The organism is Methylomusa anaerophila (assembly GCF_003966895.1).
Taxonomy (GTDB): domain Bacteria; phylum Bacillota; class Negativicutes; order Sporomusales; family Sporomusaceae; genus Methylomusa; species Methylomusa anaerophila.
In genome coordinates this window covers 3748803-3773276 of the sequence record NZ_AP018449.1, presented here as the reverse complement: position 1 = coordinate 3773276, position 24474 = coordinate 3748803, and the positions used below count along the sequence as shown (strand labels likewise).

The 24474-nt window shown below is 43.8% G+C and carries 26 protein-coding genes, 1 tRNA gene and 1 other annotated feature; of the genes, 7 read left to right on the top strand and 20 right to left on the bottom strand.

Features of this window, described 5'->3' with window-relative positions:
* Window positions 1-29: 29 nt before the first annotated feature.
* Window positions 30-236: a binding site (T-box leader), on the bottom strand.
* Window positions 237-275: 39 nt separating this feature from the next.
* The 6 genes from MAMMFC1_RS16945 to MAMMFC1_RS16920 all read right to left on the bottom strand — a co-directional run bounded on the left by MAMMFC1_RS16945 (window position 276) and on the right by MAMMFC1_RS16920 (window position 3224).
* Window positions 276-884: a GDSL-type esterase/lipase family protein gene (locus MAMMFC1_RS16945; protein WP_126309670.1), complete on the bottom strand. Its 609-nt coding sequence runs from the start codon at window positions 882-884 to the stop codon at window positions 276-278.
* A gap of 13 nt (window positions 885-897) precedes the next feature.
* The gene (locus tag MAMMFC1_RS16940) at window positions 898-1689 is read right to left on the bottom strand and encodes a DUF4931 domain-containing protein (protein WP_126309669.1); all 792 of its coding nucleotides are present in this window, start codon (window positions 1687-1689) and stop codon (window positions 898-900) included.
* A 258-nt stretch (window positions 1690-1947) separates the two neighbouring features.
* Complete coding sequence (locus MAMMFC1_RS16935) at window positions 1948-2265, bottom strand: hypothetical protein (RefSeq protein ID WP_126309668.1); 318 nt, start codon at window positions 2263-2265, stop codon at window positions 1948-1950.
* Window positions 2266-2283: 18 nt separating this feature from the next.
* On the bottom strand, window positions 2284-2583 hold the full coding sequence (locus MAMMFC1_RS16930; protein ID WP_126309667.1) for a hypothetical protein: 300 nt from the start codon (window positions 2581-2583) through the stop codon (window positions 2284-2286).
* 261 nt (window positions 2584-2844) lie between these two features.
* Window positions 2845-2930: transfer RNA gene (locus MAMMFC1_RS16925), tRNA-Leu, on the bottom strand.
* Between the two features lie 93 nt (window positions 2931-3023).
* The gene (locus MAMMFC1_RS16920; protein WP_126309666.1) at window positions 3024-3224 is read right to left on the bottom strand and encodes a hypothetical protein; all 201 of its coding nucleotides are present in this window, start codon (window positions 3222-3224) and stop codon (window positions 3024-3026) included.
* A 149-nt stretch (window positions 3225-3373) separates the two neighbouring features.
* Between MAMMFC1_RS16920 and MAMMFC1_RS16915 the strand changes: the two genes are divergently transcribed.
* The gene (locus MAMMFC1_RS16915; RefSeq protein ID WP_126309665.1) at window positions 3374-4096 is read left to right on the top strand and encodes a M48 family metallopeptidase; all 723 of its coding nucleotides are present in this window, start codon (window positions 3374-3376) and stop codon (window positions 4094-4096) included.
* A gap of 15 nt (window positions 4097-4111) precedes the next feature.
* Here the strand turns inward: MAMMFC1_RS16915 and MAMMFC1_RS16910 are convergent, their stop codons facing one another.
* Both MAMMFC1_RS16910 and MAMMFC1_RS16905 read right to left on the bottom strand, forming a co-directional pair.
* Window positions 4112-4615 carry an ECF transporter S component gene (locus MAMMFC1_RS16910; protein WP_232035493.1) on the bottom strand — a complete coding sequence of 168 codons (504 nt, stop codon included), beginning with the start codon at window positions 4613-4615 and terminating at the stop codon, window positions 4112-4114.
* Window positions 4616-4641: 26 nt separating this feature from the next.
* Window positions 4642-4950: a hypothetical protein gene (locus tag MAMMFC1_RS16905; protein WP_126309663.1), complete on the bottom strand. Its 309-nt coding sequence runs from the start codon at window positions 4948-4950 to the stop codon at window positions 4642-4644.
* A gap of 260 nt (window positions 4951-5210) precedes the next feature.
* On the opposite strand from MAMMFC1_RS16905, the gene MAMMFC1_RS16900 reads away from it, so the two are divergent.
* From MAMMFC1_RS16900 to MAMMFC1_RS16885, 4 genes are all read left to right on the top strand, one after another.
* Window positions 5211-5570 carry a hypothetical protein gene (locus MAMMFC1_RS16900; protein ID WP_232035492.1) on the top strand — a complete coding sequence of 120 codons (360 nt, stop codon included), beginning with the start codon at window positions 5211-5213 and terminating at the stop codon, window positions 5568-5570.
* Between the two features lie 162 nt (window positions 5571-5732).
* Entirely contained in the window at window positions 5733-6710 is a 978-nt protein-coding gene (locus MAMMFC1_RS16895) for an AAA family ATPase (RefSeq protein WP_126309662.1), read from the top strand.
* Window positions 6707-8056 (top strand): vWA domain-containing protein, encoded by a 1350-nt coding sequence (locus MAMMFC1_RS16890; protein WP_126309661.1) that lies wholly within the window; start codon window positions 6707-6709, stop codon window positions 8054-8056. Before MAMMFC1_RS16895 ends, MAMMFC1_RS16890 begins: the two co-directional genes overlap by 4 nt.
* A gap of 325 nt (window positions 8057-8381) precedes the next feature.
* Window positions 8382-8642 (top strand): hypothetical protein, encoded by a 261-nt coding sequence (locus MAMMFC1_RS16885; protein WP_126309660.1) that lies wholly within the window; start codon window positions 8382-8384, stop codon window positions 8640-8642.
* Between the two features lie 59 nt (window positions 8643-8701).
* On the opposite strand, the gene MAMMFC1_RS16880 is transcribed toward MAMMFC1_RS16885, so the two are convergent.
* Window positions 8702-9040 carry a CC/Se motif family (seleno)protein gene (locus tag MAMMFC1_RS16880; RefSeq protein ID WP_126309659.1) on the bottom strand — a complete coding sequence of 113 codons (339 nt, stop codon included), beginning with the start codon at window positions 9038-9040 and terminating at the stop codon, window positions 8702-8704.
* Window positions 9041-9062: 22 nt separating this feature from the next.
* Window positions 9063-9542 carry a peroxiredoxin gene (locus MAMMFC1_RS16875; protein WP_126309658.1) on the bottom strand — a complete coding sequence of 160 codons (480 nt, stop codon included), beginning with the start codon at window positions 9540-9542 and terminating at the stop codon, window positions 9063-9065.
* Window positions 9543-9687: 145 nt separating this feature from the next.
* Here MAMMFC1_RS16875 and MAMMFC1_RS16870 point away from each other — a divergent pair, with 145 nt between their 5' ends.
* Window positions 9688-10830, top strand: a complete 1143-nt coding sequence (locus tag MAMMFC1_RS16870) for an acyltransferase (protein WP_126309657.1) — start codon at window positions 9688-9690, stop codon at window positions 10828-10830.
* Window positions 10831-10835: 5 nt separating this feature from the next.
* Here the strand turns inward: MAMMFC1_RS16870 and MAMMFC1_RS16865 are convergent, their stop codons facing one another.
* From MAMMFC1_RS16865 to MAMMFC1_RS16855, 3 genes are read right to left on the bottom strand one after another with little or no spacing between them, the layout of a single operon-like run.
* Entirely contained in the window at window positions 10836-12266 is a 1431-nt protein-coding gene (locus tag MAMMFC1_RS16865) for a hypothetical protein (RefSeq protein ID WP_126309656.1), read from the bottom strand.
* An 11-nt stretch (window positions 12267-12277) separates the two neighbouring features.
* Window positions 12278-14032, bottom strand: coding sequence for a pyruvate kinase (pyk, locus tag MAMMFC1_RS16860; protein ID WP_174234385.1), 1755 nt, complete (start codon window positions 14030-14032; stop codon window positions 12278-12280).
* Window positions 14033-14063: 31 nt separating this feature from the next.
* Window positions 14064-14264: a putative signal transducing protein gene (locus MAMMFC1_RS16855; RefSeq protein WP_126309654.1), complete on the bottom strand. Its 201-nt coding sequence runs from the start codon at window positions 14262-14264 to the stop codon at window positions 14064-14066.
* 349 nt (window positions 14265-14613) lie between these two features.
* Here MAMMFC1_RS16855 and MAMMFC1_RS16850 point away from each other — a divergent pair, with 349 nt between their 5' ends.
* Window positions 14614-14964, top strand: coding sequence for a DUF4870 domain-containing protein (locus MAMMFC1_RS16850; RefSeq protein WP_126309653.1), 351 nt, complete (start codon window positions 14614-14616; stop codon window positions 14962-14964).
* A gap of 27 nt (window positions 14965-14991) precedes the next feature.
* Here the strand turns inward: MAMMFC1_RS16850 and MAMMFC1_RS16845 are convergent, their stop codons facing one another.
* The 7 genes from MAMMFC1_RS16845 to MAMMFC1_RS16820 all read right to left on the bottom strand — a co-directional run bounded on the left by MAMMFC1_RS16845 (window position 14992) and on the right by MAMMFC1_RS16820 (window position 24458).
* Window positions 14992-16341, bottom strand: a complete 1350-nt coding sequence (locus MAMMFC1_RS16845; RefSeq protein WP_126309652.1) for an MATE family efflux transporter — start codon at window positions 16339-16341, stop codon at window positions 14992-14994.
* A 246-nt stretch (window positions 16342-16587) separates the two neighbouring features.
* Window positions 16588-17889, bottom strand: a complete 1302-nt coding sequence (locus MAMMFC1_RS16840) for a SpoVR family protein (protein ID WP_126309651.1) — start codon at window positions 17887-17889, stop codon at window positions 16588-16590.
* Window positions 17882-19078 carry a sporulation protein YhbH gene (gene yhbH, locus MAMMFC1_RS16835; RefSeq protein WP_126309650.1) on the bottom strand — a complete coding sequence of 399 codons (1197 nt, stop codon included), beginning with the start codon at window positions 19076-19078 and terminating at the stop codon, window positions 17882-17884. The genes MAMMFC1_RS16840 and yhbH overlap by 8 nt, the downstream gene beginning before the upstream one ends.
* A 44-nt stretch (window positions 19079-19122) precedes the next feature.
* Window positions 19123-21051: a PrkA family serine protein kinase gene (locus MAMMFC1_RS16830; protein WP_126309649.1), complete on the bottom strand. Its 1929-nt coding sequence runs from the start codon at window positions 21049-21051 to the stop codon at window positions 19123-19125.
* Window positions 21044-21187: a hypothetical protein gene (locus MAMMFC1_RS21620; RefSeq protein WP_158618804.1), complete on the bottom strand. Its 144-nt coding sequence runs from the start codon at window positions 21185-21187 to the stop codon at window positions 21044-21046. The genes MAMMFC1_RS16830 and MAMMFC1_RS21620 overlap by 8 nt, the downstream gene beginning before the upstream one ends.
* Window positions 21188-21410: 223 nt before the next feature.
* Entirely contained in the window at window positions 21411-23063 is a 1653-nt protein-coding gene (gene pgm / locus MAMMFC1_RS16825) for a phosphoglucomutase (alpha-D-glucose-1,6-bisphosphate-dependent) (RefSeq protein WP_126309648.1), read from the bottom strand.
* Between the two features lie 405 nt (window positions 23064-23468).
* Complete coding sequence (locus MAMMFC1_RS16820) at window positions 23469-24458, bottom strand: hypothetical protein (RefSeq protein ID WP_145987652.1); 990 nt, start codon at window positions 24456-24458, stop codon at window positions 23469-23471.
* Between the last annotated feature and the right edge of the window lie 16 nt (window positions 24459-24474).

Genomic DNA, 24474 nt, shown 5'->3' with positions numbered 1-24474 from the left:
AATTAACTAAAAAAGCCCCTTGGCTTATAGCCAGGGACGAGTATTCTCGCGGTACCACCCTGATTAGTGACCACCGTCACCCACTCTTTGACCATAACGCAGTCCTACGTCAGTTGCTGCCAAAATTCACAACTGCTCCTCCGCAGTGAGGTTCAGATTTATTAGGTATTGGCTTGCATCAACCGCCAACTTTCTTGGCCTAAATACATCTTATTATTCTGCTTCAAAGAATTGTCGAATTGTTGATTGTGTGTTTCATTATATATTAGGAAAATTCAAAAGTCAATTGACTTAGGACAAACTTTGGCTTGTGGCAAGCTTAAGTTTTGTCTGAAGAAAGCAACAACCATGTCGGCCATTTTACAGTATCCATCCTGGTTAGGATGAATGCCGTCGGTAAATAAATTCACCCTAAGGCTGTTATTGATAGAATCATAAAACACTGCAGAAAAATCAAGCAACGAGATACCATAATCAAAGAAGTATTGACGCAATTCCTCCCGGTAGAGGGCTACTATCTGATCATTCCGGTTATAGCTGCAAGGTATCGGCAATCCAACAATGGGAGTAATATTGTTTTCATTGGCAAACTCTGCCATACGATGTATATTGCTAATGACTGAAGCCGCGTCGGCAAGGGCAAAGGCGTCATTCGTACCGCCGGTAATAACGACGTGGGAGGGATAGTATTTCAGCACATCAAGCTTAAACCGCTTTAGCATGTTACTAGTTGTATCGCCGTTCACACCTTTATTTATCATAGGAATGCCTAGTTTCTCACCTGCCAGGTTTACCCAGGAAAAATGCGGTGTATACGGAAAACCATAGGTTATTGAATCGCCGATGGCCACTACTTTAAAAGGAGTATTATCACCATAATACATAACTATGCATCCCCTAAAAATAAAGATTTTGCATCTCCTGCACCACTTTTTCCATATGGCATGAGAGCTGTGGGATGGAATATCCTATATATAATGGCGAAGTAATGAATCGCGGCATTACTTTGACCAAAATTTTCCCCTCAAGTTGATAGAAAAATAAATTATAACTGTTACACCATTTATGAAAATGGTGTAATAAAAAGTGAGCTGTGGCCTGGATATAATCAGCCATAAAATCTATGTTTTTCAAATCTCTCAAATCATTCAATTTATTCAAATCCTTGAGAAGAATATTAAATTCGTAAAAACCGACTTTGGGTCTTGTCGCAAGATTTAACTCCACTCCTGCAGTCCTGTCAATTATGATGCCTTCAAAACTATTGAGCGGCATATTGAAACTATAATCGATATATTTCAGTCCCACAATCTGCATATGGGGATGTCTTATGGTGCCACCCGAGAATGGTCCATGGTTTTTATAATAAAGAACTGATTTATATTTATTGCTGGCTATCATTTCTTGCCATGCGGTTATCCCAAAACGCATTAACCGGTAAAGATGATCTTTAGGATATACGGACAATTCGGAGTCACAGTCATACGTCTCAATAAGAACTGTCTGAAAAGCGTCAACCAAAACAGGATATTTATTCTTAAGAAGCAGTATCGGACCATCCTCGGCCAGTACGCCCTCCAAGCTATTTCTGTCACAAAAAGGGCAATCATTATTTCGATTCATAATGTTTTCAGGTTTTGTCCTTCCAATATCCACATCAAAGAATAGGTGGGTATGCTCTGTTGTCATATAATTCCCCTGTTTTCTTGACACAGTTTAAAACGCAATCTGCTGAGAATATTATGCATGTTTTATATTTCGTTTATTAATACGGGCTTTCCTGCCAGGAACTAGAAAACCCAAAATATATTTATCATAATTAACATAATTAACATTAACAAATTTAAAGCCAATGCTATATGTATAGCATTGGCTTTAAATTAAAAACACGCGCCAAAAAAGTAAACCGGAAATTAATTTCCGGTTGCTTATATAGTCAAATCTTAATCAGCAATGCCTATCATCAATGCCTACGGAAGTTATTGCACAGAGATTTATTGTTACGTTGCCCAAATCGATTTCATCTCCACCGGGAAGATCAACTTCAACATCCGTAAGAACTACCAATCCGTCTTCCACACGAACGAGACGGCCTCCTTCGAATTCAAATCCCCCAACTGTTCTTATATTTACATCTTCTTCACCTTGAAGCCGTCTAAGAATACGAGTCAATTTGCAGATTGCGTCACGGCTAGTTGTTTCTTCAGCAACAATCACTTCTTCAACTACGGTTTTCTCTTCATTCGCTTTTGCTTCCTCAGTCATCTTGTTCCCTCCTTCACTTTATTCATTTGAATCTTTGTGGGAATGAAACGGTTTTTTAACCACGTTTTTGGACAAGGCAATAACGCTGCAGACATCGATATAGGATATATCTTCCTCTTCTATGTCGCCGCCTGCTGTAATAACAAAGACGTCATTCTCATTAGCTGCCGGAACCAGCGTTAGAACGCCATCTTCTACCCTGTCCAATAAGCCAAAGAAAATAAACCCGTCGGCTGTGAAAATTACAACGTTAGTCCCACAGACACAATCGAATTCTTTGCACCAATGCCTATTGCATAGGTCATCGAAAAAGCTCATATTTTACTGGCCTCCCCTTTTTTTTGTAATTTAAAACTACTATAATTTAAAACTACTATAATATATGATGAATATATAAAAAGATTACCAGTAGTAGATGATTTTGTCTCAATTATTCCAGACAGGCAGCTGTCCAAATATCCTCTCTGGGCAGGCCAACCGGCAACGTAGGAAATGTGATTGTATCTTAACCTGGCGACTACTTCGCAGAAAATAGCCAAAAGGCCTTTAGGATAATTTCCTAAAAGCCTAAAAGCTCTTTGGTGCCGAAGGCCGGACTCGAACCGGCACGAGGAGACCTCGTCTGATTTTGAGTCAGGTGCGTCTGCCAATTCCGCCACTTCGGCATGTGCTATTTTGTAGCGAGGCGTCCGGCGCGTCGCCTTACTTTAACCATTATAGCGACATAACATATCGCTGTCAAGCCGGTTTAATATAATTTATCTTTTCTCTGAAGAACCTAATCTTAATACAATTTCCTTATATGTTGAGAGGATATCGGGAGTTAATTCTAAAAGTTCAGCGAGTCCTAAGTCAGATATTTTATAGCGTTCTTCCATCATCTTCTTTAACTCGGCAAGTCTTTCTTTGTTGTCTTCCGCTCTTTCAAGTTGCTCACGGTACCAGTTAAGCCCACACATCGTTCTTCCCCCAATTACATATTTTATTACTCCTGTTCCCTGTAGAAAGGATTTTCAAATATAACCGCAAATATTTAATTAGCAGATTTCCTACAAATAAAATAATAAATTTAAATAATAAAATAATAAATTGATGCAAGGATAAAAAAGTGAATGACATTGTTATAGCTGATCAGATGCTCAAATATTCCATATCGTACAGTAAGCGCCGCAAGACTATTAAAATCAGGCTGGTTCCTCCCAACCTGATTGAGATCACCGCGCCAAACCGGATGGCAAAGCCGGAAATTGAACATCTTCTTACCTCTAAAGCCAAATGGATTAATGAGCAATTTTCAAAACTCCGGACACTGGCAAATGAGCCGGTCAATCAGTGCGTAACCGAAGGCGCACCCATATTATATCAGGGAGTGCCATACATCTTAGTCTGGAAATCAGGACAAAGTAATCAGGAAGTAAAACTGTGCCAAGACCAAATCATTATTTGTTTACCGGATTGTGAACAGGACAAGATGAATACTGTGGCTAACCAGATGTTAAAAATCTGGTTAATTGACCACGCGGAAAAAATGTTTCACGAAAAAACTGTTTTCTGGGCTAACGAAATAGGAGTTTGCCCCCGGCGAATCACGATTCGGGATCAAAAAACCAGATGGGGAAGCTGCTCTTCCCTCGGTAACATCAATTATAATTGGCGGATTATTATGGCCCCGCCTCAAGTAAGCGATTATTTGGTTGTACACGAACTTTGTCACTTTATTGAACCTAACCATTCCACCAAGTTTTGGGACTTGGTGGCAAAATATATGCCGGACTATAAAAGACATCGTGATTGGTTAACGAAGAACGGGAGAATTTTATCCCGGATATAGCGGGAAAAACAAAAATTATAAAGTAGACTTTAGCCGTTTGGCTATGAGTACCGCCAGTATGCCACCAATTATGCCTGTTACAAATTGCGGCCAACTCATGACAAACATCAGGAGCGCAGCAACTTTGGGAGGCAATACTACTAAAGCAAGCAGCCAAGTAAATAACCCATACAATACGCAGGTTTTGGTAAATGCAGCTATCCCGACACTGATAACCTTGCCAAACTTTAGGGTCAATAAATAAACAACAACCATAGATGCATTCCCCAGTGCCACAGGAATAATGAAAACAGGCAGCACCAGCAACTGTTGAAAATAAGCAACAATGGGCGTCACAGCGGCAATTAGAAGCGCAGGCCATATACCGACAGTTTCAGCAGCAATCAGCAAGGAGGCATTAACCAAACTGCCGATAATGAATGTTGAAAATAATGGTGGAATGGGAATAAAAAACCGCAGTGATTGAAACAGCAAAGTCAGGGCCAAGAGCAGTGCTGTCCGGGTTAAAACTTTATGCACTGTACGGATGCCTCCTTTCGGCGGAATTATCGCCAGCGCCGGTTATTTTTTGTCCCACCGCCGAATAACATCCAAGCCAGCAAGCCTAACAGTGCCAGATTGCCAAGCATACCATCAAGTATTCTTATATCAACCAAAATATTGATTAACGTTAATCCGCCAAAGAAAATCATGGTTCTCTTCAAGTCAACAAACGGATGTCGTCGCAACATCAGGTAAGCTATGGCCAAAATGGCCAGATCAATAACAACCCAGGCCAGCGGATTAATAATAAAGTATTTGATTATACTACCGACAACCATAACAGCCAGTACTTGAAACCAAATTTGATGCATGACTCATCCTCCTAACATAATCAATAAAAGGATTAAAAGTTGAGCAGTTATTGTACGAAAGAACTGAAAGGAATTAAAGCTATCATAATCCATCTTACTTTGACTTATTATAAAGAAAATCCTCTCTCAATAAATCAATAAAGATAAAAAAAATATTATCACGATAAATATTACTAAATTTTGTTTAAGTAGGTTTATACTTTTCGATTTTTGAGCATACTTTTAATAATATAAAGTAATTTTAAGGAGTTGAATTAAGAGTGTCAAATCAAGAGAAATTGTATTCATTTGCTCTGTTTGAGCCTCACCGTACACGAATACCAAAAAAAGACGATCCATTAGTTGAAGTCCGTCCCAATGGACGTATAATCTTTAACAAAAAAGCATGCCAGTTACTAGGACAGCACCATTTTTGCATGTTGGGATATGACCCGGAAAACCGGGCTTTGGGGATTCTGCCAATTACAGAATTAAAACCCAATTCATTTCCTATCCGTTACGCCACCAAAGGGGCATATATAGGTGCGAAAAAGTTTTTCAAACATTTTAATATTCTCCCTGACCAATTCATAGAAAATGAACCGTTCCAAAGCGGTGATTTTATTGGAATTAATCTATAACTGTTAATCACATGTTTTTAAATCTTTAAAAGACAAAGTACTAGTAGCTTTGTCCTTTTTTCTTTTATGTGATCCATATCACTCCATTTTCTTGTCAGTCATAATAAGTTGTTGTAAAATTAGAATAACAGTTTATATTAAAGCAATGAGGAGACTACATGCATGGAAACAGGAAATTTTTCCCAAAATAGCACCGAAATCAGCATTTTTGATTTAAAGAAAGCTTTTGAAACTCAAGGTTATATAACTGACAAAGAACTTTTAACAACCGTTTATCTGGCTCTTAAACTGGAAAAACCCTTATTAATTGAAGGAGCTCCCGGTGTAGGCAAAACTGAAATTGCCAAGGTGTTAAGCCGGGTGTTCGACACAGAACTGATAAGGCTTCAGTGCTATGAAGGACTTGATGAAAATAAAGCCTTATATGAATGGAACTACCAGCGGCAACTCATTAAAATTCAAATGAGCCGGGATAGTGCTTGCTATCAGCTCAATGAACATGATGTGTTCTCACTTGAATACCTCTTGGAGCGTCCCCTTTTAAAAGCCATCCGTGCAGATAAGCGCCCTGTTCTTTTAATTGATGAAATTGACAAAACTGACGAAGAGTTTGAAGCCTTCCTGTTTGAAATACTTTCTGATTTTCAAATATCCATTCCGGAATTGGGCACAGTTAAAGCCAATCATATTCCTATAGTAGTTTTGACAAGTAACCACGACCGTGAACTCTCCGAAGGGTTACGCCGCCGCTGCGTATATCTGTATATCGATTACCCTTCAATTGAAAAAGAGATTACTATTATTACAACAAAAATCCCCCAAGCTTCCAATAAGCTCGCAGAACAAATTGCTGCCGCCGTACACCATCTGCGGCACAACATTAATTTGCAAAAACAGCCTTCTATAGCCGAAACACTTGACTGGACAAGAGCTATTGTTTCCATGCATGCCGATTTCCTAGATCCCGAATTGGTGAAGCAAACAATGGGGCTTTTGCTAAAACAGCGTGATGATTTAAGCTCATTCCAAAAAGAGCTTGGACCTGAAGGTCTATGTACAGCAATCAAACAGCACTCTGCGGCAAATATGCCTCCCGGCCATTGCGATTGTAGGGCAGATAGTGAAGGAGCCGGTCTGTGAATTCACTTGCCGACAATATCGTAGGTTTTGTCCAGATTTTAAGGCAGCTGGGGGTGCGGGTTAGTACCGCTGAAACTCTTGACGCGGTTAAAAGTATAAGCTTGATTAATCCGTTAGCTCGCGACGAGTTTTATGCCGCGTTAAAAAGTATGTTGGTAAAAAATGCCGAAGACCTAGGAAATTTCCACCAGGCTTTTAACCTCTTCTTCGTTCCGCCGGAAGCAAAACAACAGCAGCAAGAAGCATGGGAAGCAAAACAACAGCTCGATTTTGAACAAACTCAACAGGCTGAGGAAGAACTGGTTTTTCAGGGGCAGCAGCTTAATATCCCCGCTGAGTTGAAAGACATATACAAACAATTACCGGAACGGGAGAAACAACGGTTGCAGGATTTCTTGGAGAAAACCTCTACCGGCAATAAAGTAAATGAGTCCTTCCAACCGGTAGTAGAAAACTTAGTAAAAAGCTCCCTTTCCTTCTGGCAGCGGCAACTTTCCCAGGAAGACCTGGCCCAGTTGGCCCAAGCCAGACGCCAGTTATTAGGAATGAGCGAACTGGATAACGTGGTCGAATCCGCTGCCGGTCAGGGAGGCAGCGGCCGTAACCCGCTCTTGGGTAAGAACATGCAGGATATTTCCGAGAATGAAATACCGCAAGTCACCACTCTTATTAAGCGACTGGCCCACCGGTTAACTACCCGTATATCTCGCCGTTTTCGCCTGACTGCCAAACGGAAATTGATTGACATTCGTCAGAGCATCCGGCGCAATATGCGGTATGGCGGCACCATGATCGCTCTTAACTATAAAACAAAAAAAATCCATAAGCCTAATATAATGATTCTATGTGATGTTTCTGCTTCCATGACCAAATATGTCCGCTTTACCCTCCCTCTTTTGTACGGTCTCTCCAGTGTAGTAAAAAATATTGAAAGCTTCATTTTTGCCAATGACTTGGAAAAAGTAACCCCTTATTTCCACCGTGGCGAGGACTTCGCCCGAACCACAGAAAAATTATTGGCTAAGACTTCCCAAATGGGACAAGGAACAAATGTCTCCGTCGCGCTGTCAACCTTGCAGCAGCAATACGGCAACCTTCTGTCTTCATCGACACTGCTGATTATCGTTAGCGACGCCAACACGCTGGCGCCTCTTGAAACCGCCAATGAACTAAATATTATAGGAAAACGAGTCAAGCGCATACTATGGCTAAATACCCAAACGCGCGAGCGCTGGCGCCAAAATACTGCTATCCCTTTGTTCAGTAAATATTGCTCCATGTTCGAATGCTACTCATTAGCCCATCTGGCCAAAATTTTATCCCTCAATCTCACCCGTCAACTCTAAATCTATTAAATTGTATCACTCAATTCACCAACTGCCTCGAACCGCTTAAGTAGGCGTACCAGCGTACGTCAACTGCAAGTTGAGCGACGCAAACGGAGATATTTTAGTACCTTCAATCTTAACGAGTAGTAAACTTGTATCCGCTAGTTACCAACTGCCTCGAACTGCTTAGAAATCGTCAGATGCTAGGCACGATGAGGACCGGAACTCCGGCGTACTGGGGGTACGCCGGAGTGAGGACCGGAAGAGTAACGACGCAGATGACGGTTTATAAGCAGTTCCCTCCTTAAAGTGAATATATTTCTTATAAAGGGTGGTGATCCTGATGTACTACGACGGACCCGAATTAGTTAATCATTACAAACGTTGGCTGCAAACCTACCGCGAACCAATCGAGGCCAAACTTACAACTTGCTTAGAAGAGCCCGATCCGAAAAAAGCTGTCCATTCCGTTATGGAGATACTATTGGCGGAAGTTATTCCCATGGCATTAGCTGAGATGATTATGTTTAACAACAAACAATTGGAAGAAAAAATTGCCGCAAGCAACGGGGGTTGTTCCAGTTGCGCTTCAAATCTTAAATAGCCGCGAAACGCTTAAAGGCAGACTTGGTATACAAGTCTGCCTTTATGGTTGAACCGGCTCTAACAGGAACAACTTCCGCAATGCATATTATTACCAGCTGCGCCGATTACCATTAATCGCCTGTCAAACAGAGTCGTCTCAACCCCGATCCGCAGCTCTTGCGGATTATCACCACTTGTCAATGTTGGGTGAACATATACCTTGACATCGTCAACAGTAACCACTTGATAAGCTTCATTGCCTTCATCCGGTTCCCCCGCTTGTACTACAGGTATAGCGGCTATTTTTGACTCAGAGCACCCTGGTATTAGGCGATTTTCAACTTTCAAGGTAATAACGCCGCCTTGTCCCATGATGAGTTCCCGGGCGCCGGGAAAAATAATGACATTAGTTTCCATAATCATTTCACCCCCTTATATCTTATTTATCGGTTTTTAAAGCTGACAGTACCGCAGCAGCATGCCCCGCAACCTTAACCTTGCGGAAAACGTGAGTTACTATTCCCTCTTCATTGATGATGAAGGTTGAGCGTTCAACCCCCAATACTTTTTTACCATACATGTTCTTTTCTTTAAACACACCGTATAATTGGCCTACATGGGTATCTACATCACTCAAAAGCGGAAACGGCAATTCATATTTTATACGGAACTTCTCATGAACTTCAATGCTGTCTCTGCTGATTCCCAATACTTGTGCACCTGTCGCAACAATATCCTGGTACAGGTCGCGAAAATCAACAGCCTCCTTTGTACAACCCGAAGTATTGTCTTTGGAAAAAAAATAGAGCACTACTTTTTTCCCTCTGTATTGGGTTAATGTGATTATACCGCCACCTGTCGCAGGCAGAGAAAAGTCGGGTGCAACCTGCCCTACCGCCACTTCAGTTAAAGTATCCATTTTTATCCCTCTTTAATATATTTTAATATATATTGAAGTCATTCGCAAAAAGTTGCGGATTTACGCTTTATCCCATATAATTATTTACATCTTTACTATTTTACTATCAGGCACTTTTGTCGATAGAATAGCGAGGAGTAAACATATGACAAAACTACGTATTCCAGCTCTTGATTACATCCGCGGTTTGTCTATGCTGGGAGTTATCGGCATTCATACCGGTGCCTATTCGCTGACTAACCCAAATGTCAACATTCATCTTTTTGCCTTGCTTGAAATATTTACCAGATTCAGTGTCCCTATTTTCTTTTTTGTTTCATCCTTCGGGTTATTTTGGCAGCAGCCGCTTAATGGTAAATTCGACTATTTAGATTTTATGCGCCGTCGATTCCGGGTTGTATTGCTTCCTTATCTGATGTGGTCGATTCTATATATGGTCCATTACACCTGGGTCACCACCGATATGTCCATCTGGGAAAAACCGCTGGTTTTTGAATACTTCGCTTTCGGACTGGCATCCTACCAGCTATACTTTTTAGTAATTTTAATGTGGTTTTATCTCCTTATGCCATTATGGCGACTTATCGTTCGGCGGATTGTCAACAGCCCGGTACCGATTATGTCTGTATTGCTCATTTTACAAATTGTTGTGAATTACTACTCCAGCTATCTGCTGCAAGCAAATTTCGAGAATCGCTATCTTAATATCGCCATACAGCATCGCATGAGTTACTTGATCGTTCACTATGTTTTCATTTTCATACTGGGTGCCGTATGTGCAGTAATGTACCCTCAGTTCGCCGAGGCCTTGCGCCGCTGCCAGCGATCCGTTTGGGCATTCTTTACAGTTTCTCTCGCCGGTATGCTTGCTTATTATTATTTTCTTCTTTATTTCACATCTCATGGGCCGGAAAGCGCTGTCAACATCGTTCACCAGCTTAGTCCGATAGGAGTGATTTATACTTTAGCCGCCACACTGTTCTGGTTTCGTCTGTTTAATACTAACGCTATGCCGTCAGGACTCTCAGCCTTTCTAAGCTGTTTGGGGAAATATTCCTATCCGGTATATCTGGTACACCCGCTGGTTATGTACTATCTGGCAGGTTTCTTACAATTGCACCACTTACCAATGACCGTCGCAATAACTGTAGTTTTCTACGTAATTACGGTCTGCGCCAGTATAGCCATCGCGATGGCTATACGAAATCTCGGCCTGTTTGTGCCGTTCCTCAACTTACTTTTGACCGGTTCCGTGTATAAAAGGAACGATATTAAGCCAAACATCTAAAAAAACTAAAACAAAAATTTTAGGCGTTCTTTATCGGCGTCTGAGAGAAGACCGGATGTACCGGCAGACAGGGTGCCCGCATTGGAGGCGGCTAAGGGCCTTCTGGTTCGAGTCCAGTAAAAGAGGAGCAGTTGGCAATACTTCTTGCATGATTTTTCCGAGCCGGCAGCCGCCGGGTATCGAACCCAGCAATCGCACATATCGCCTATCACATCTCCCGCTGTTAGCAAAAAGGATTGTCTTGCTATATATTCGGCAACATGGAGACATTCGCGCACAATAACATAAAGAGCCTGCTGCCCGTAAACATGGGAAATCACGGAAGATCCCTTCTTGGTTTGCGTCAATAATAGCCGGCGGCCTGTTTCCAGCAACGGATATACAACAGCAAACGCTTCCTGGACGCCGTACCTGGAAACGGCTAGCTTGACAACTTCTCCCCCGCTGCGTACAGCCTGGACCCATAGTGATATGTTTTCATAGTGACCTGCCAGCTTTAACATAAACTCAAGAATCATCCCTGCCGCCGGATTCTGGGGATTCAAGCTGGCTATGCCTGCTAAGTGACGGCATTCTTCAATCAGATGCCGGGCAGCTGTACTATCCAATTTACCGGTAATAATCATAACTTCTATCTGTTCGGACAACATGTGGAATGCTGAAGAAAACCCGCTTTTAACTATTCTGTGAAGCCAGTTAACCAACACTCCTGCCAGAAGACTGCCGTCAACCGCAGCCGTTTTTTTGCTTGCAACCCAGTTGGAAAACTTGGTGCATATTTCCCGAAACAACTCAATATCTTTACGCCGCAGAACCATAACACCAATAGTTTTCAGTGACCGTAAGGACAATATAATCAGTTCTTCCCGGCCATCTACCGCATCCAAGGTATTATTTATATTATTCATACTATTTACTCTATCGAGCTTATCAACGCTATCAAAAATAATATCCACCGCTCGTGCGGCCAAAAAATTCTGACGTTCCTTGAGAGCTATTATAGCTATTATACCGAGTTGGTCGGTTATTTGTGGCACATCCTGGGGCTGAGCCTGCCGCACTAATGGCCAAAAAGCATCCACTCCATGCCCGGCAAGCGTAAATTCTTTTAGTTTAAGCGACTTAGCCACAATGGCCGTTAAACGGGCGGAATCGTTAATTCGACCGAATCCCTGTCCCAAGGCAAGTTTTATCAAATCCAAAGCCTCATAAGCAATCTTGTAATCGCCCTTGTCAAGAGCCTCGGATATAAGTAAATAGATTTGGCGCAGCAATTTTTTAGCCGCCGCCGGCCGGTATCGCCGGCGGTGCATCAGTCTGGCCAGCCCGGCATTGAGTCGTCTGAGCCGCCAAACGAGACGCCGCGAAGCATACCGCCATAAAGCCGCTATCACTATAAGAAGGCTAATAAGCAGCGCACTCCACCAAACCCACATATTTTTTCTCCCTATTTCGCGTGTATTTCTCCTTGGTACACAAGTCCCCGAGCGGCATCTACGGTAATAACCGCGCCATCACTTAGACGCTCAGTTGCCCCATCAACACCGACAATGACCGGAATTCCGAAACTCACCCCGACGATTGCGGCATGAGAAGTAAGACCGCCTTCTTCCGCTACAATAGCGGCAGCTTGGGCAGCGTACACAGCGGTTTCCTCGTCGACGCTTGTAACCACAAGGATATCTCCGGGCTGAAATTTAGTTTTTACATCTTTTATCGAAGAAGCGACACAAGTTCTGCCGGTAACAACTTTTTGACCTATGCCTGTTCCCTTCATTAAAATATTGCCCACGATATGTACCCTTATCATATTAGTAGTACCGGATACGCCAGCAGGAACTCCGGCGGTAATCACCACCAAGTCACCGTCTTTGACCACTCCGGCGGTAAGGGAACTGGCTATTGCATTTTGGACCATTTCATCGGAATTGGGTGAACTAGGTCCGGACACTGGCAAAACTCCCCAAAGAAGCATCATTCGGCGCACTATTTTTTCAGTAGGAGTAACCGCTACGATGGTAGCCTGGGGTCTATACTTTGATACCATACGGGCGGTATACCCCGACTGAGTCGCCGTAACAATGGCAGCTGCGCTCAGCTCATGAGCAACCTGCACAGTGGCATGGCTAATCGCGTCAGTGGTTGTCCGCTGCGGTAAAATTCCTTTCGATAGTAAAAGATCGCTGTAACCTAAGGAAGCTTCGGTGCGAACGGCAATACTTGCCATCGTCTTAACCGCTTCCAGCGGATATTGACCGGATGCCGTTTCTCCGCTTAACATAATAACGTCCGTTCCATCTAAAATGGCATTGGCCACATCACTGGCCTCGGCTCTCGTGGGACGCGGATTGGTTATCATAGATTCCAGCATCTGGGTGGCAGTAATAACGGGTTTTCCCGCCTTATTACATTTTCCAATCAGCATCTTTTGCACCAGCGGCACTTCCTCAGCGGGAATTTCTATCCCTAGGTCCCCGCGGGCCACCATGATGCCGTCCGATACTTTAAGAATTTCGTCGATATTTTTTACACCTTCCGCGGTTTCAATTTTTGCGATGATATCCATAGCAGAGTTGGCATTTTCCAAGACTTTGCGGATGGCAAGTACGTCAGTAGCCCGCTGAACAAAAGATGCCGCAATAAAATCCATGTTCTGTTTAACACCAAACAAAATATCTGCCACATCTTGCTCCGAAACCGGTGGTAAACCTACACTAACCCCTGGGACGGCAACCCGTTTGCGGTCACTGATTTCACCACTATTGAGCACAGTGGTGATAATATCGTCCCCTTCAACCGCATCAATCAGCAAGCTGACCAAACCGTCAGCCAACAGGATGGTGTTGCCTTCCACAACCTCCCGGGGTAAAAACTTATGATTGACAGATGCAATCTCCTCACTACCTAATATCTCTTTGGCAGTGATGATAAATTTTTGGCCGGCTATTAACTTTACCTTACCATTAGCAAATTTACCAAGCCGCATTTCCGGTCCCTTAGTGTCCAGCATTAAAGCTACCGGCTTTTGTGCTTTAGCGGCGGCAGCGCGCACAATGGCAATTCGTTGGGCATGATCATCGTGAGATCCATGAGAAAAATTGAATCTGGCAACATTCATACCGGCATTCAACATATTTTCCAATATTTCCAACTTATCAGTACTCGGGCCTATTGTACAAATGATCTTGGTTTTTTTTAGCAAGCAGCTCACTCCTTACCTCTTTTACTGATGGCTACTTAACTGCGTGTTGACAAATAATCGCATGAGCCTCGTCGGCTTCCGATTCCAATACCAGGATCTCATACAATCCGTCCCCAAGAGTGGAAACCACCCCGGCCGGACGTGTATTGGCCAGTACTCCTTCATTGCACAGCACATTTTTTAAAAGTTCCGCCTGGGCCCGGTTAGATGCTATATATACTACCGTCCACATGGTATCCTCCTAAAGTAATTAACTTTGTAATTTGTAATAAAATATAAATTCCATGTAACTATTATAGCTTGTTCTCCAAAACAGATTGTATTCCTTCTTGGTATTATGGTTTTTCTACCCTTTTCAGAAAACTTGACGAAAAATTTCTCTTTTAATTCCAACAAAACAAATCAATAAGCTTCGTCACTTCTCACTGGTCAATAGCATACAAGAAGACGGCAAACGGGTTTATCGCCCACTGGCCACGTTTCAGCCCAGTGATTAAATTAACGTAATAACATAATTAATTATACCTCAGAATAATAGTAACATAGTATAATATTAATAAAGGATATAAGGAGGTTTTACTATGAACGACATCACCGGCGAGCAAAAGATTCTGGCAATTATTGCCCACCTGGGTTATCTTCTTGGTGGCGCCGGTTTTATTATTGCCCCACTTATTATCTTCATCCTGAAAAAAGGCGATCCTTTTGTCTACGATCACGCCAGGCAGGCTCTTATTTCTCATTTAGCTGTACTGGTTTTATCGCTGGCAATCTCATTTTTATGTTTCCTTCTCATCGGAATACTCTTACTGCCAGTTCTGGCGGTAGTCTGGATTGGTCTTGTCATTACCTCTGTTATTGCCGCGATTAAAGCCCTAAACGGCGAGTTATACCGATACCCCTTCATTCAAGAAATCGTCGATAAGATTTAACAGGGGATTAATCCCCTGTTTTTTCTGTCACAGTTGTTTTTCCATGACGCCTAGTTTGCGGACTTCCAGCCACAATAACCCTCCCGTAAGCAACGACGACGCAAAATCAGCTACCGGCCCGGCAGACCAAATGCCTCGCAGCCCAAAAAAGCCGGGCAGTATTAAAATTGCCGGAATAAGTATAATCACCTGCCGTGACATGCTTAACAGCGCAGCGTAGCCGGCCTTGCCGGTGGCCTGAAAATAGTTGGCGCCGATAATTTGAAAGCCAATGATCGGCAACATAACCAGTAATATGCGCAGGCCATTGGAACCAATCGCAATTAGTTCGGGGTTGTTGTTAAATACCCGGACTATTTTTTCAGAAAATACCTGCGTCATAATAAAACCAAAGACGGAGACGGCGGTAGCGGCATAGATCCCAATTTTTAGCGCTTCCAGTACACGATTGTAATTTTTTGCTCCATAGTTGTAGCCAAGAATAGGCTGGACGCCTTGACTAATTCCGAAAACAGGCATAAGAATAAGCATTGCCACCCTGTTGATAATACCAATGGAAGCCACAGCCAATTCTCCGCCGAAATGAAGCAAGCTTTGGTTAAATAAAATGGTTACCAGACTGGCGGCAATTTGCATTGCAAACGGCGAAAAACCGAGTTTACAGATTTCCATTACCACATCTTTGTCCAGTCGCAGATTGGAACTCTTCAATTTTAGCACACTGGTTTTCCCGGTAAAATAATAGAGAACCCAAACCGCCGATACCGCCTGGGCTATCACAGTGGCCAGAGCCGAACCGGCAATTCCCATTTTTAAGATAAAAATAAAAATGGGATTTAAAATGGTATTTAGTATTGCGGAAATCAGCATAGTTGCCATGGCAACTTTGGGATTCCCCTCCGCCCGAATAATGTTATTCAGGCCAAATCCAATATGCATAAAAATGCTGCCCCATAAAATAATTCTGGTAAAATCGCTGGCATAGGAAAGAACATTCTCCTCCGCCCCCAGCAGGACCAAGACAGGCTCCAGGAACAGCAGCGTCCCGCCCGTCGACAGTATAGCCAATAAAATAATGAGCACAAAAGCGTTCCCTAATATGTTTTCCGCATCATCTCGCCGTTCTTCCCCCAACCGTATCGAAACCAATGTAGAAGCCCCGATACCAATCAACATGCCAATGCCCATTAAAACGAGCATAATGGGAAAGGCTATGGTTACCGCCGCGAGTCCGATTTCACCTACGCCGTTACCGACAAATACACTGTCGACTATGTTATATAGAGCATTTACTACCATACCGACGATTGCCGGTGCGGAAAACCGCCAAAGCAATTTCGCTATTTTTTCCTCGCCAAGCGCGGCGGCATGATTCATGTCTCCCATCCTCCAAGCTGTAAATTGGTAATACTCTTTCCCATTATAAACTATAAAATACTTTTTGTTCGAGCGAATTTTTTACGCCTTAAAACCGCTAACGCGTCCTTTTGGCGACCGGCAGGCAAAGGACAGCCTTATTATAAGTGGAGGTTAAGCGATAGCGTCGCAGCGTTAATAAGGCTGTCCGGCGCCGTCCTAAACATTATACTTTTTTATATAAAAATAAGAAGAGCGCCGGAGCGCTCATTTTAAATCGGCGATTTCTTTGTTTTCAGTACAAATAAGTCGTTTATCTTTCCCGTTGATTTTGGTATGAAGTACAACCTTTCCACCCCATAAATCCACAATATACTTAAGAGTTTGTTGCGCATATTGGAGCTCCAGTTCCCGTCCGTCGAAATCATGTTCAAGTACTAAAGTTCCTTTTTCTACCGCCATCGGCTTGATAACCGGCATACCGCTCATGCCTACGGAATTCACCAACTGGTCGCGTACCGTCTTCCAGCCTTCTTCGTCCGACACTTCCGTCACCACAATGTATTCATCTTCCACGTCATAGGAGAATAAATGCATTTCCTCACACAGTTCCCGGGTCAGATAACGCCGTAAGAAGGACTGATCCCTCTCTTCAGCCCGAATCGCCATGATTTTTTCTCTGCCACCGGTTTTGTCCAGATACTCAAACACTTTAAAACCCACAAAATATGGGTTTACTCGACCTTGATGGGGACGTATTACCAAATTGTGGCGCTGGATGAATTCCAGATAGAGCCCCTGCGGCAATTCAAGATTTTTAAGTATTTGATAATGCCAGTAGCTGGCCCAGCCTTCATTCATAATCTTGGTTTCAATCTGAGGAATAAAGTACAGCGCCTCGTCCCGCACAATGTGAATAAGGTCCCGTTCCCATTCGCTCAACCGTCCCCGTTCGGCCAAAAAGCCTAACAAGTCGTTTTTGAACCGCTCCGGTATGGCAGCATCCCTGTCTTCTTCCAGTTCGGCCCGATTCCTGGGTTTTTCCGGTTTTGTCCTGGTAATCTGAAACTTAAGCGCATGGGCCCCGTCCAAAATTCGTTCCACTTTTTCCGGCCCGATGCCGGGATTTTGAATATAGTCACGTACCCGGTTAGCATGGGCCTTGAACAGTTCAATAGTCAGTTCCGCCCGTGTATTTTGCTTAAACAGCCGGTTGTTTCTGAAAAAGTCGTTATGGCCGTATACGTGGGCCATGGTCAGGATCTGGAGCAGCAGGGTATTATCCCGCATGAGATAGGCGATGCACGGGTCAGAATTGATCACCATTTCATACGGCAAACCGGTAAGGTTATACTGATAGAAAGTCTTCTGCCGCTCGTAAGCTTTGCCAAAACTCCAGTGATGATAGTGAGACGGCATGCCTGTATAAGCTTCATAACACAGCATATCTTCATAACTGCAAATTTCAAAATGTTGTTCATAGCAGTTGAGACCGATTTCATCAGTAAGCTTTTCGATTTTTTCATTCCAGAAGGCAAGGTCGGTCATAGTATATTCATATTCAGTCATTGCCGTCTTCTCCTGTTGTATCTTTTTCCAGAATTTTTTTAAAAGCCGGCCATATTTCTTCCTTTGCGGTTATGGACGCGGTAACAAAATTATCGGCTTTGACCTCTTCTTCCAATTCCCGCTTGATAGTACTCCCCCAAGAATGGATTCCCACTTCGCCGTAACCGAACAAATTGCATATTTCGCAAAGCTCCCGGGCAAGGTCGATCGCCTTGGGATTGTCCTCGGGCCAATTATCCCCGTCAGAGCAATGAAAAGCATAAATGTTCCAGATCGCCGGGTTGTAGCGCGCTTCAATGATCTCAAGAACTTTGGCATAGCCGCTACTGATAAATGTACCGCCTGATTCCCCCTTGTGGAAGAACTCCCGCTCCGTTACTTCCTTCGCCTCTGTGGTGTGGGCCACAAATACCACTTCCACATGCTCATACCGATAGCGAACAAACTGGTACAGCAGGAAGTAGAAACTTCTGGCCAAATACTTGCGGGTCTGATCCATTGACCCGGAAGTATCCATGATGCAAATGACAACCGCATTGGAATGATAGTCAATGTCTTCTTTTACCCGGAAGTACCTGAGATCATCCTCACGGAAAGGAATTCTTGGCTGGGTTTTCTCATGAACCTCAGTACCGTCTGTTGCCCCCGCCGGCTGATCCCGCAGTACCGTTTGCCGCCGCTTGAGTTTTTCAATGACTGTACGTTTTTTGGCCAGGCGCGGTGGAATGCCTTTCCTCTGAAATCCTGAGCGTTTGTAGTTTCGCTGCGCTTCTACTTGCGAAAATTTCTTCCGTTCCAGGTCAGGCAGGTTCAAATCTTCAAACAGGTACTGCACCAGTTCATCCAAAGTGATTTCTGTTTCAAAAATGTCTTCGCCCGGATCACTGCCGGCTTGTCCATTACCCAGCCGGCCCTTCTCACCAGTCTTGCCGATTACCTGCCCCCGTTCTTCTTCCCCGTTGCCTGATCCTGTACCGGGATTATTCTTGCCAAAAACAAACTGGTACTCTTTGATTCCTTTCACGGGAATTTTAATTTTTTTATCCTTACTTTGTCCGATGATGCTTTCTTCCGCAATTATACCGCCCATGTTCTTTTTTATTGCCTCTTCCACCAGTTGGCGGTGGCGTTTGCGGTCCCGCTGGGAGCGATCGGAACTTGCTCTGCCGCCGTCTTTAAAGATAGCCAATGGTTACTCCTCCCCTCCCCATCAGACGGCTTATTTATGCGCCACTAATCTTTCCACAAATTATTGGCCGCATATTTAAGAATCACATTACAGCAATGATCGCAATAGCCACTTCTTTTCATCTCTTCCACCATGGCGTTATACTTGCCGTCCTGTTCCCGGTCTCTTACCTTGGCCTTGGTAACTATCCGGGACAGTTCCTTAACCGATGCTGTCAGTTTTTTCTCAATCGCTTCTTTAAGAGGTTCGTAGCTCTTGTACTCAATCTTGCCGCCGGTTCGCAAAAGGGAGAACATGTAGGAAGTAACGTCCTGCCGGAATCCCAGTGCAGCTGAGCCGGTAATACCAATCTGTTCTTCGATGGACTGCAGGAATTTAACATCAGGCTCCAGTTCCTCCCCGGTATTGCGGTCTTTAATTTTCGTCGAATTCACAAACGCCTCAGCATGATCCAGATAGTTATTGAACAAGCTTTCCGCCTGCTCCCGGTAGCCGTGAATGAAGGCACGGGTAACTTCCTTTTCCAGCATTTTGTTGTATTCTTTTTTAATCGTATCTTGCAAAAGACCGAGGAAACGCTTCTTTTCATCCTCGCCGATGGCCATCTCTTTTACTGCTTTGATCAGCGTATCGATAATGGCGATGGGACTGATACAATTCGAATCGGATTCCGAGAGAGCCGTATCAATACATTTCATAATAAATCGGGTGGATATGCCGGTCATGCCCTCCCGCAAGGCTTCTTCCCTCAGTTCAAAAATATCCACTTTTTTGGTAGACCCTTTTTCTACAATTTCTTCCCCATTGTAAATTTTAAGTTTGGTCAGCGGGTCCACTTTGGCGGAAGGGGTTAGGCGGGTCAAAATGGCGAACATGGAAGCAACTTCAATGGTGTGAGGCGCGATATGAGCGGCAAAGGAACTATTCTTAAGCATTTTCCGGTAGATTTTTACTTCCTCATCCAGTTCCAGACAATAAGGAACTTCCACCTTAACTATCCTGTCCAATATAGCTTCATTCGTATGGTCGGATTTAAACTTATTCCATTCCGCCTCATTGGAGTGGGCCAAAATGATGCCGTCAAAATAAATCATTGAGCCTTTACCCGGCGAAGGTATAGATTTTTCCTGAGTTGCCGTGATCATTGTATGGAGATATTCAACGTCATTTTTAAATACTTCGATAAATTCAACGATACCCCGGTTACCCACATTAAATGCACCGTTTAGCGCCAGTACCCGCGGATCGTCTTCCGGGTATAGGTCCATTTTGGATATATCGACTGAACCGGAGAGTACGGAAGTGTCCTGATTGTTAGGATCAACCGGCGGTACCACACCGATTCCCTTACGGGAACGGACGGAAAACTCGGAGACTGTCACAGGATAACGCTCATATTCGCCGTTGTACTCGGTTTTCAGGCGATACCGGCAGACAGGACACAAATCACCTTCAATCTTTACTCCCAACAATTCCTCAAACTGCGGCCGAAGGTGCTTGGGAAGCAAGTGCAGCGGCTCCTCCCGCATGGGGCAATCTTTAATAACATAAATGGGCGTACTCATCTCCAGCGCTTTTTTCAGCGCTTCCATGAGCGAGGACTTGCCTGCGCCTACCGGACCAACCAAATAGAGAACCTGGCGGGACTCTTCCCCTTTCATGGCAGCAGAGTGAAAATAGCGCATTATTTTCATAATACTTTTGTCTATACCGAAGAAACTATCGTCAAAAAACTTGTACTTGCGCAGTATATCATTACCATAAATCCGTTTTAAGCGAGGGTTTTCCTCGGTTTTCACTATGTCTACTCCCGGAGCGGTAAGGAGTTCATACATCCGCTGATGAGACAGCATGACTCCTTGCGGATTTTCTTTAATAATCGCCAGGTAATCAAGCAGCGTACCGGAAAAATGTTCGTGTTTTCGTTCCTCTCTGTCCTGATGAATTAAACTAATAAAGTCAAAATCAGCCATACTTATTCCCCATTTCAGTATGTTGTTTATTCGGCTCCATTTCCTCATCTTCGCCATATGCGAAATTCAGCAAGCCATCCCCATCATTTGTCAAATCAATCTCGATATCATAAATATTCTCATAATTCTCACACATTGTACATCGCACTCCTTATCCAATAGACGTTTGTAAACTATAGCTTCAATATATCAAATTAATAAGACTTTGTCTATAATTAATTTCGCTATAGGTATGACTTTCCAACGTATTTTTATACAACAAAAGTAATAATTAAGACAACAAACTCATCAGCCTAAAGCTGCTAAGTTTGTTGTCTTAGCGTATACAATATCTTCAATTCGAGTCTGTAAGCAGTCGATTACACTCCGGCAGCCGCGAAGGTCTCACTGACAATTTTTTGGGCTTCTTTCTGAATCTCTTTAAGATGTGCCATTCCTTTAAAGCTTTCTGCGTATATTTTGTATATATCTTCCGTGCCGGAAGGACGCGCGGCAAACCAGCCATTCTCAGTACAAACCTTCAAGCCGCCTATCTCCGCCCGGTTGGCCGGCGCCTTGGTAAGCTTGGCGGTAATCTTTTCACCTGCAAGGGTGTCAGTTGTTACCTGCTCCGGTGATAGCTTAGCCAATATAGTCTTCTGCAGCGAGTTAGCAGTTGCATCAATACGCTCATAAACAGGAGTGCCAAATTTTTGCGTCAAATCCTGATAATGCTGTCCGGGATCCCGTCCGGTTTTGGCGGTAATTTCCGCCGCTAACAAACAAAGAATGATACCATCTTTATCTGTAGTCCAAACCGTACCGTCTTTTTTAAGAAAGGATGCGCCGGCGCTTTCTTCCCCGCCAAAACCGAACGATCCGTCAACGAGTCCATCGACAAACCATTTGAAGCCAACCGGTACCTCAGCCAGCCTTTTGTCAAGGCTGGCAGCCACGCGGTCAATCATTGACGAACTGACCAGGGTCTTGCCCACGGCGGCATCCTTTCGCCAGCCGGCGCGGTCTTGGAATAAATAGGCAATAGCGACTGCAAGATAGTGGTTAGGATTCATTAGCCCAACACTGCGGGTGACAATGCCATGCCTGTCAAAATCCGGATCATTGCCGAAAGCAAGATCATATTTATCTTTTAGTCCAATCAGTCCGGCCATCGCATAAGGTGATGAGCAGTCCATACGTATTTTGCCGTCGCTGTCCACATTCATAAAACTGAACGTCGGGTCCGGGTAACCGTTCAGGAGTTCGATATCAAGGCCGTAAGTTTCAGCTATCGGCTCCCAATAGCCGAGGCCTGAGCCACCAAGGGCATCGGCGCCAAGTTTAAGTCCGGCGGATTTGATGACATCCATATCAATAACATTCTTTAAATCATTGACGTAGGATCTGATAAAGTCATATTCGCGCACGTTATCAGCTTTCAATGCTTTTTCATATGCTGTGCGTTTGATTTCTTTGTTGCCGTCCATTAAAAACTTGTTTGCTTTATCAGCTATCCACTTGGTAATATGAGTATCAGCCGGACCGCCGTTGGGGGGATTATATTTTATACCGCCGTTGTCAGGCGGATTGTGGGAAGGAGTAATGACAATACCGTCGGCAAGTCCGTCCATTCTACCTTTGTTATACGTCAAAATAGCGTGAGATACACTCGGAGTCGGCGTATAGTTCATATCCTTGGCAATCAGCGTTTCCACCCCGTTGGCAGCCAGTACTTCCAGCGACGAAATGAACGCCGGCTCGGACAGGGCATGAGTATCGAAACCAATAAATAACGGACCGGTGATGCCGTGTTCTTGGCGGTAGCGGCAAATTGCCTGAGTAATGGCAAGGATATGGTCCTCATTAAAAGTACATTTCAACGAGCTGCCGCGATGCCCGGAAGTACCGAACACTACTTTGTGCGCCGGCTCATCTATGTTAGGTTTATTTACATAATAAGCGCTAATGAGGCGCGGAATATTGGCCAAAATGGATTGGGGAGCTTTTTGGCCTGCTAAAGGATGGATTGACATGATACACCTCCAAGATTATTGATATTAAAGTAAAATTCTGGTTCTTTCTTCGTTATAAATATCTAAAGTTCCTGCCGCTTATTCAGGTTTTCGATCCGACTAATTCTTTATCCATTCCCATAATTCCATAGCAGGCGGGCATGCCGTTTAGAACGGCGCCAGCAAAGTATGAAAAAAGTTCGTTACCCTTTCTCTGTGGTCCTCTGTGTTCTCTGCGTCTCTGTGGTTCCGGTTCCTTTGAATCTTATTTATTTTCTGATAGATTTGATCGCCTACAGAAAAGAAATGAGCGATATCGGCTGTGGCCCGTTAAAAGCCCGATATCGCCCAGATGAGGTAAAATGTAAAAAACGTTACTGAAATAAACTCATAACTCTTTGCCGCTATAGCATCATATACGATTGCCTAGCTTGTCACAAGTGACTGGACAACATTTTTAAATTCCTGGTAGCCGTATTTTCCAAGAATTTCGTACAACTTCAAAATGCTCATCTGCGCAAATACATAATTACGCAATGCGTGGAAGGTTCGCGAATCTTCCGTACCGATATGATAAACTTCGCTGGCCAACTGTTCCATAGCTTCAATGGTTACCGCGGCCGCCTTCAGGCTTAATACCCAGTTGTGATCTCCCTGGTAAGTTATAAACCATTCGACTTGAGAATTACCGACAGCTAATTCATTCGCAACATCCGGCTCAGTTTCCCAATCTTTTCCGGCAAGGAGACACGCCGTCAGCAGCCAGTTCCGGATCTTCTGCTCATTTTCTCTGGTTCCCGGGTGCTCGTGAGTACAGGTTTGAGCCAAAAGCACCTTGGGTGAAAAACCTCGGTATACCGATTCCGCTATACCCAGGACATGATGCGCCCCTGTCCCGGCTATATTAATCTGCTTATAACAACTGCCGTCTTTTTCCCATTGCAGTGTCCAGGCTTTTTGGGAATCATGAAGGATTTGTCCGGCGATTATCATATCCCGGTTCAAATTACAGTCATACATCTCCTGATAGGCCTGAAACAGGCCTAAGGAAACCTTGACATTCATGGCCGTGTGAAGGGCTAGCCCGCCGGGATAGGAATGGTGGCGCTCATAACTGCTGCCCGGGGCCGACCAAAACGGTTGCGGCGCCTGGTTTGAATCTGCCCAAAAAGGAAATAACTCCTCGATTGTAATATTTTCAGATATGGCCCTGCTGTCGATTAGCATTTGCCATATTCTTTTCTTTTCTGCCTCATCATATTGTGTTAGAAAAGTAGGTGCAGGATTTTCCAATACCTGCAGCACTTTTTGCCGCAGATCCTGATCAGTAATTTCATCGGCAGTACGCACAAGATAACTATATGAGGTTCGAATCGTGGCAGATTTGCGGGCCACGTCTAAAGGAGTCATTGTCACACATTCCTCCAGTGTG

Bases quoted from the DNA above. Each gene is read 5' to 3' on its own strand.
- MAMMFC1_RS16895 (WP_126309662.1), top strand. From the start codon at position 5,733: ATGGAAACAGGAAATTTTTCCCAAAATAGCACCGAAATCAGCATTTTT.
- MAMMFC1_RS16850 (WP_126309653.1), top strand. From the start codon at position 14,614: ATGAACGACATCACCGGCGAGCAAAAGATTCTGGCAATTATTGCCCAC.
- MAMMFC1_RS16940 (WP_126309669.1), bottom strand. From the start codon at position 1,689: ATGACAACAGAGCATACCCACCTATTCTTTGATGTGGATATTGGAAGG.
- MAMMFC1_RS16905 (WP_126309663.1), bottom strand. From the start codon at position 4,950: ATGCATCAAATTTGGTTTCAAGTACTGGCTGTTATGGTTGTCGGTAGT.
- MAMMFC1_RS16875 (WP_126309658.1), bottom strand. From the start codon at position 9,542: ATGGATACTTTAACTGAAGTGGCGGTAGGGCAGGTTGCACCCGACTTT.
- MAMMFC1_RS16885 (WP_126309660.1), top strand. From the start codon at position 8,382: ATGTACTACGACGGACCCGAATTAGTTAATCATTACAAACGTTGGCTG.
- MAMMFC1_RS16840 (WP_126309651.1), bottom strand. From the start codon at position 17,889: ATGACTGAATATGAATATACTATGACCGACCTTGCCTTCTGGAATGAA.
- MAMMFC1_RS16845 (WP_126309652.1), bottom strand. From the start codon at position 16,341: ATGAATCATGCCGCCGCGCTTGGCGAGGAAAAAATAGCGAAATTGCTT.
- MAMMFC1_RS16945 (WP_126309670.1), bottom strand. From the start codon at position 884: ATGTATTATGGTGATAATACTCCTTTTAAAGTAGTGGCCATCGGCGAT.
- MAMMFC1_RS16880 (WP_126309659.1), bottom strand. From the start codon at position 9,040: ATGGAAACTAATGTCATTATTTTTCCCGGCGCCCGGGAACTCATCATG.
- MAMMFC1_RS16870 (WP_126309657.1), top strand. From the start codon at position 9,688: ATGACAAAACTACGTATTCCAGCTCTTGATTACATCCGCGGTTTGTCT.
- MAMMFC1_RS16920 (WP_126309666.1), bottom strand. From the start codon at position 3,224: ATGTGTGGGCTTAACTGGTACCGTGAGCAACTTGAAAGAGCGGAAGAC.
- MAMMFC1_RS16865 (WP_126309656.1), bottom strand. From the start codon at position 12,266: ATGTGGGTTTGGTGGAGTGCGCTGCTTATTAGCCTTCTTATAGTGATA.
- MAMMFC1_RS21620 (WP_158618804.1), bottom strand. From the start codon at position 21,187: ATGTGTGAGAATTATGAGAATATTTATGATATCGAGATTGATTTGACA.
- MAMMFC1_RS16935 (WP_126309668.1), bottom strand. From the start codon at position 2,265: ATGACTGAGGAAGCAAAAGCGAATGAAGAGAAAACCGTAGTTGAAGAA.
- MAMMFC1_RS16855 (WP_126309654.1), bottom strand. From the start codon at position 14,264: ATGTGGACGGTAGTATATATAGCATCTAACCGGGCCCAGGCGGAACTT.
- pgm (WP_126309648.1), bottom strand. From the start codon at position 23,063: ATGTCAATCCATCCTTTAGCAGGCCAAAAAGCTCCCCAATCCATTTTG.
- MAMMFC1_RS16930 (WP_126309667.1), bottom strand. From the start codon at position 2,583: ATGAGCTTTTTCGATGACCTATGCAATAGGCATTGGTGCAAAGAATTC.
- MAMMFC1_RS16830 (WP_126309649.1), bottom strand. From the start codon at position 21,051: ATGGCTGATTTTGACTTTATTAGTTTAATTCATCAGGACAGAGAGGAA.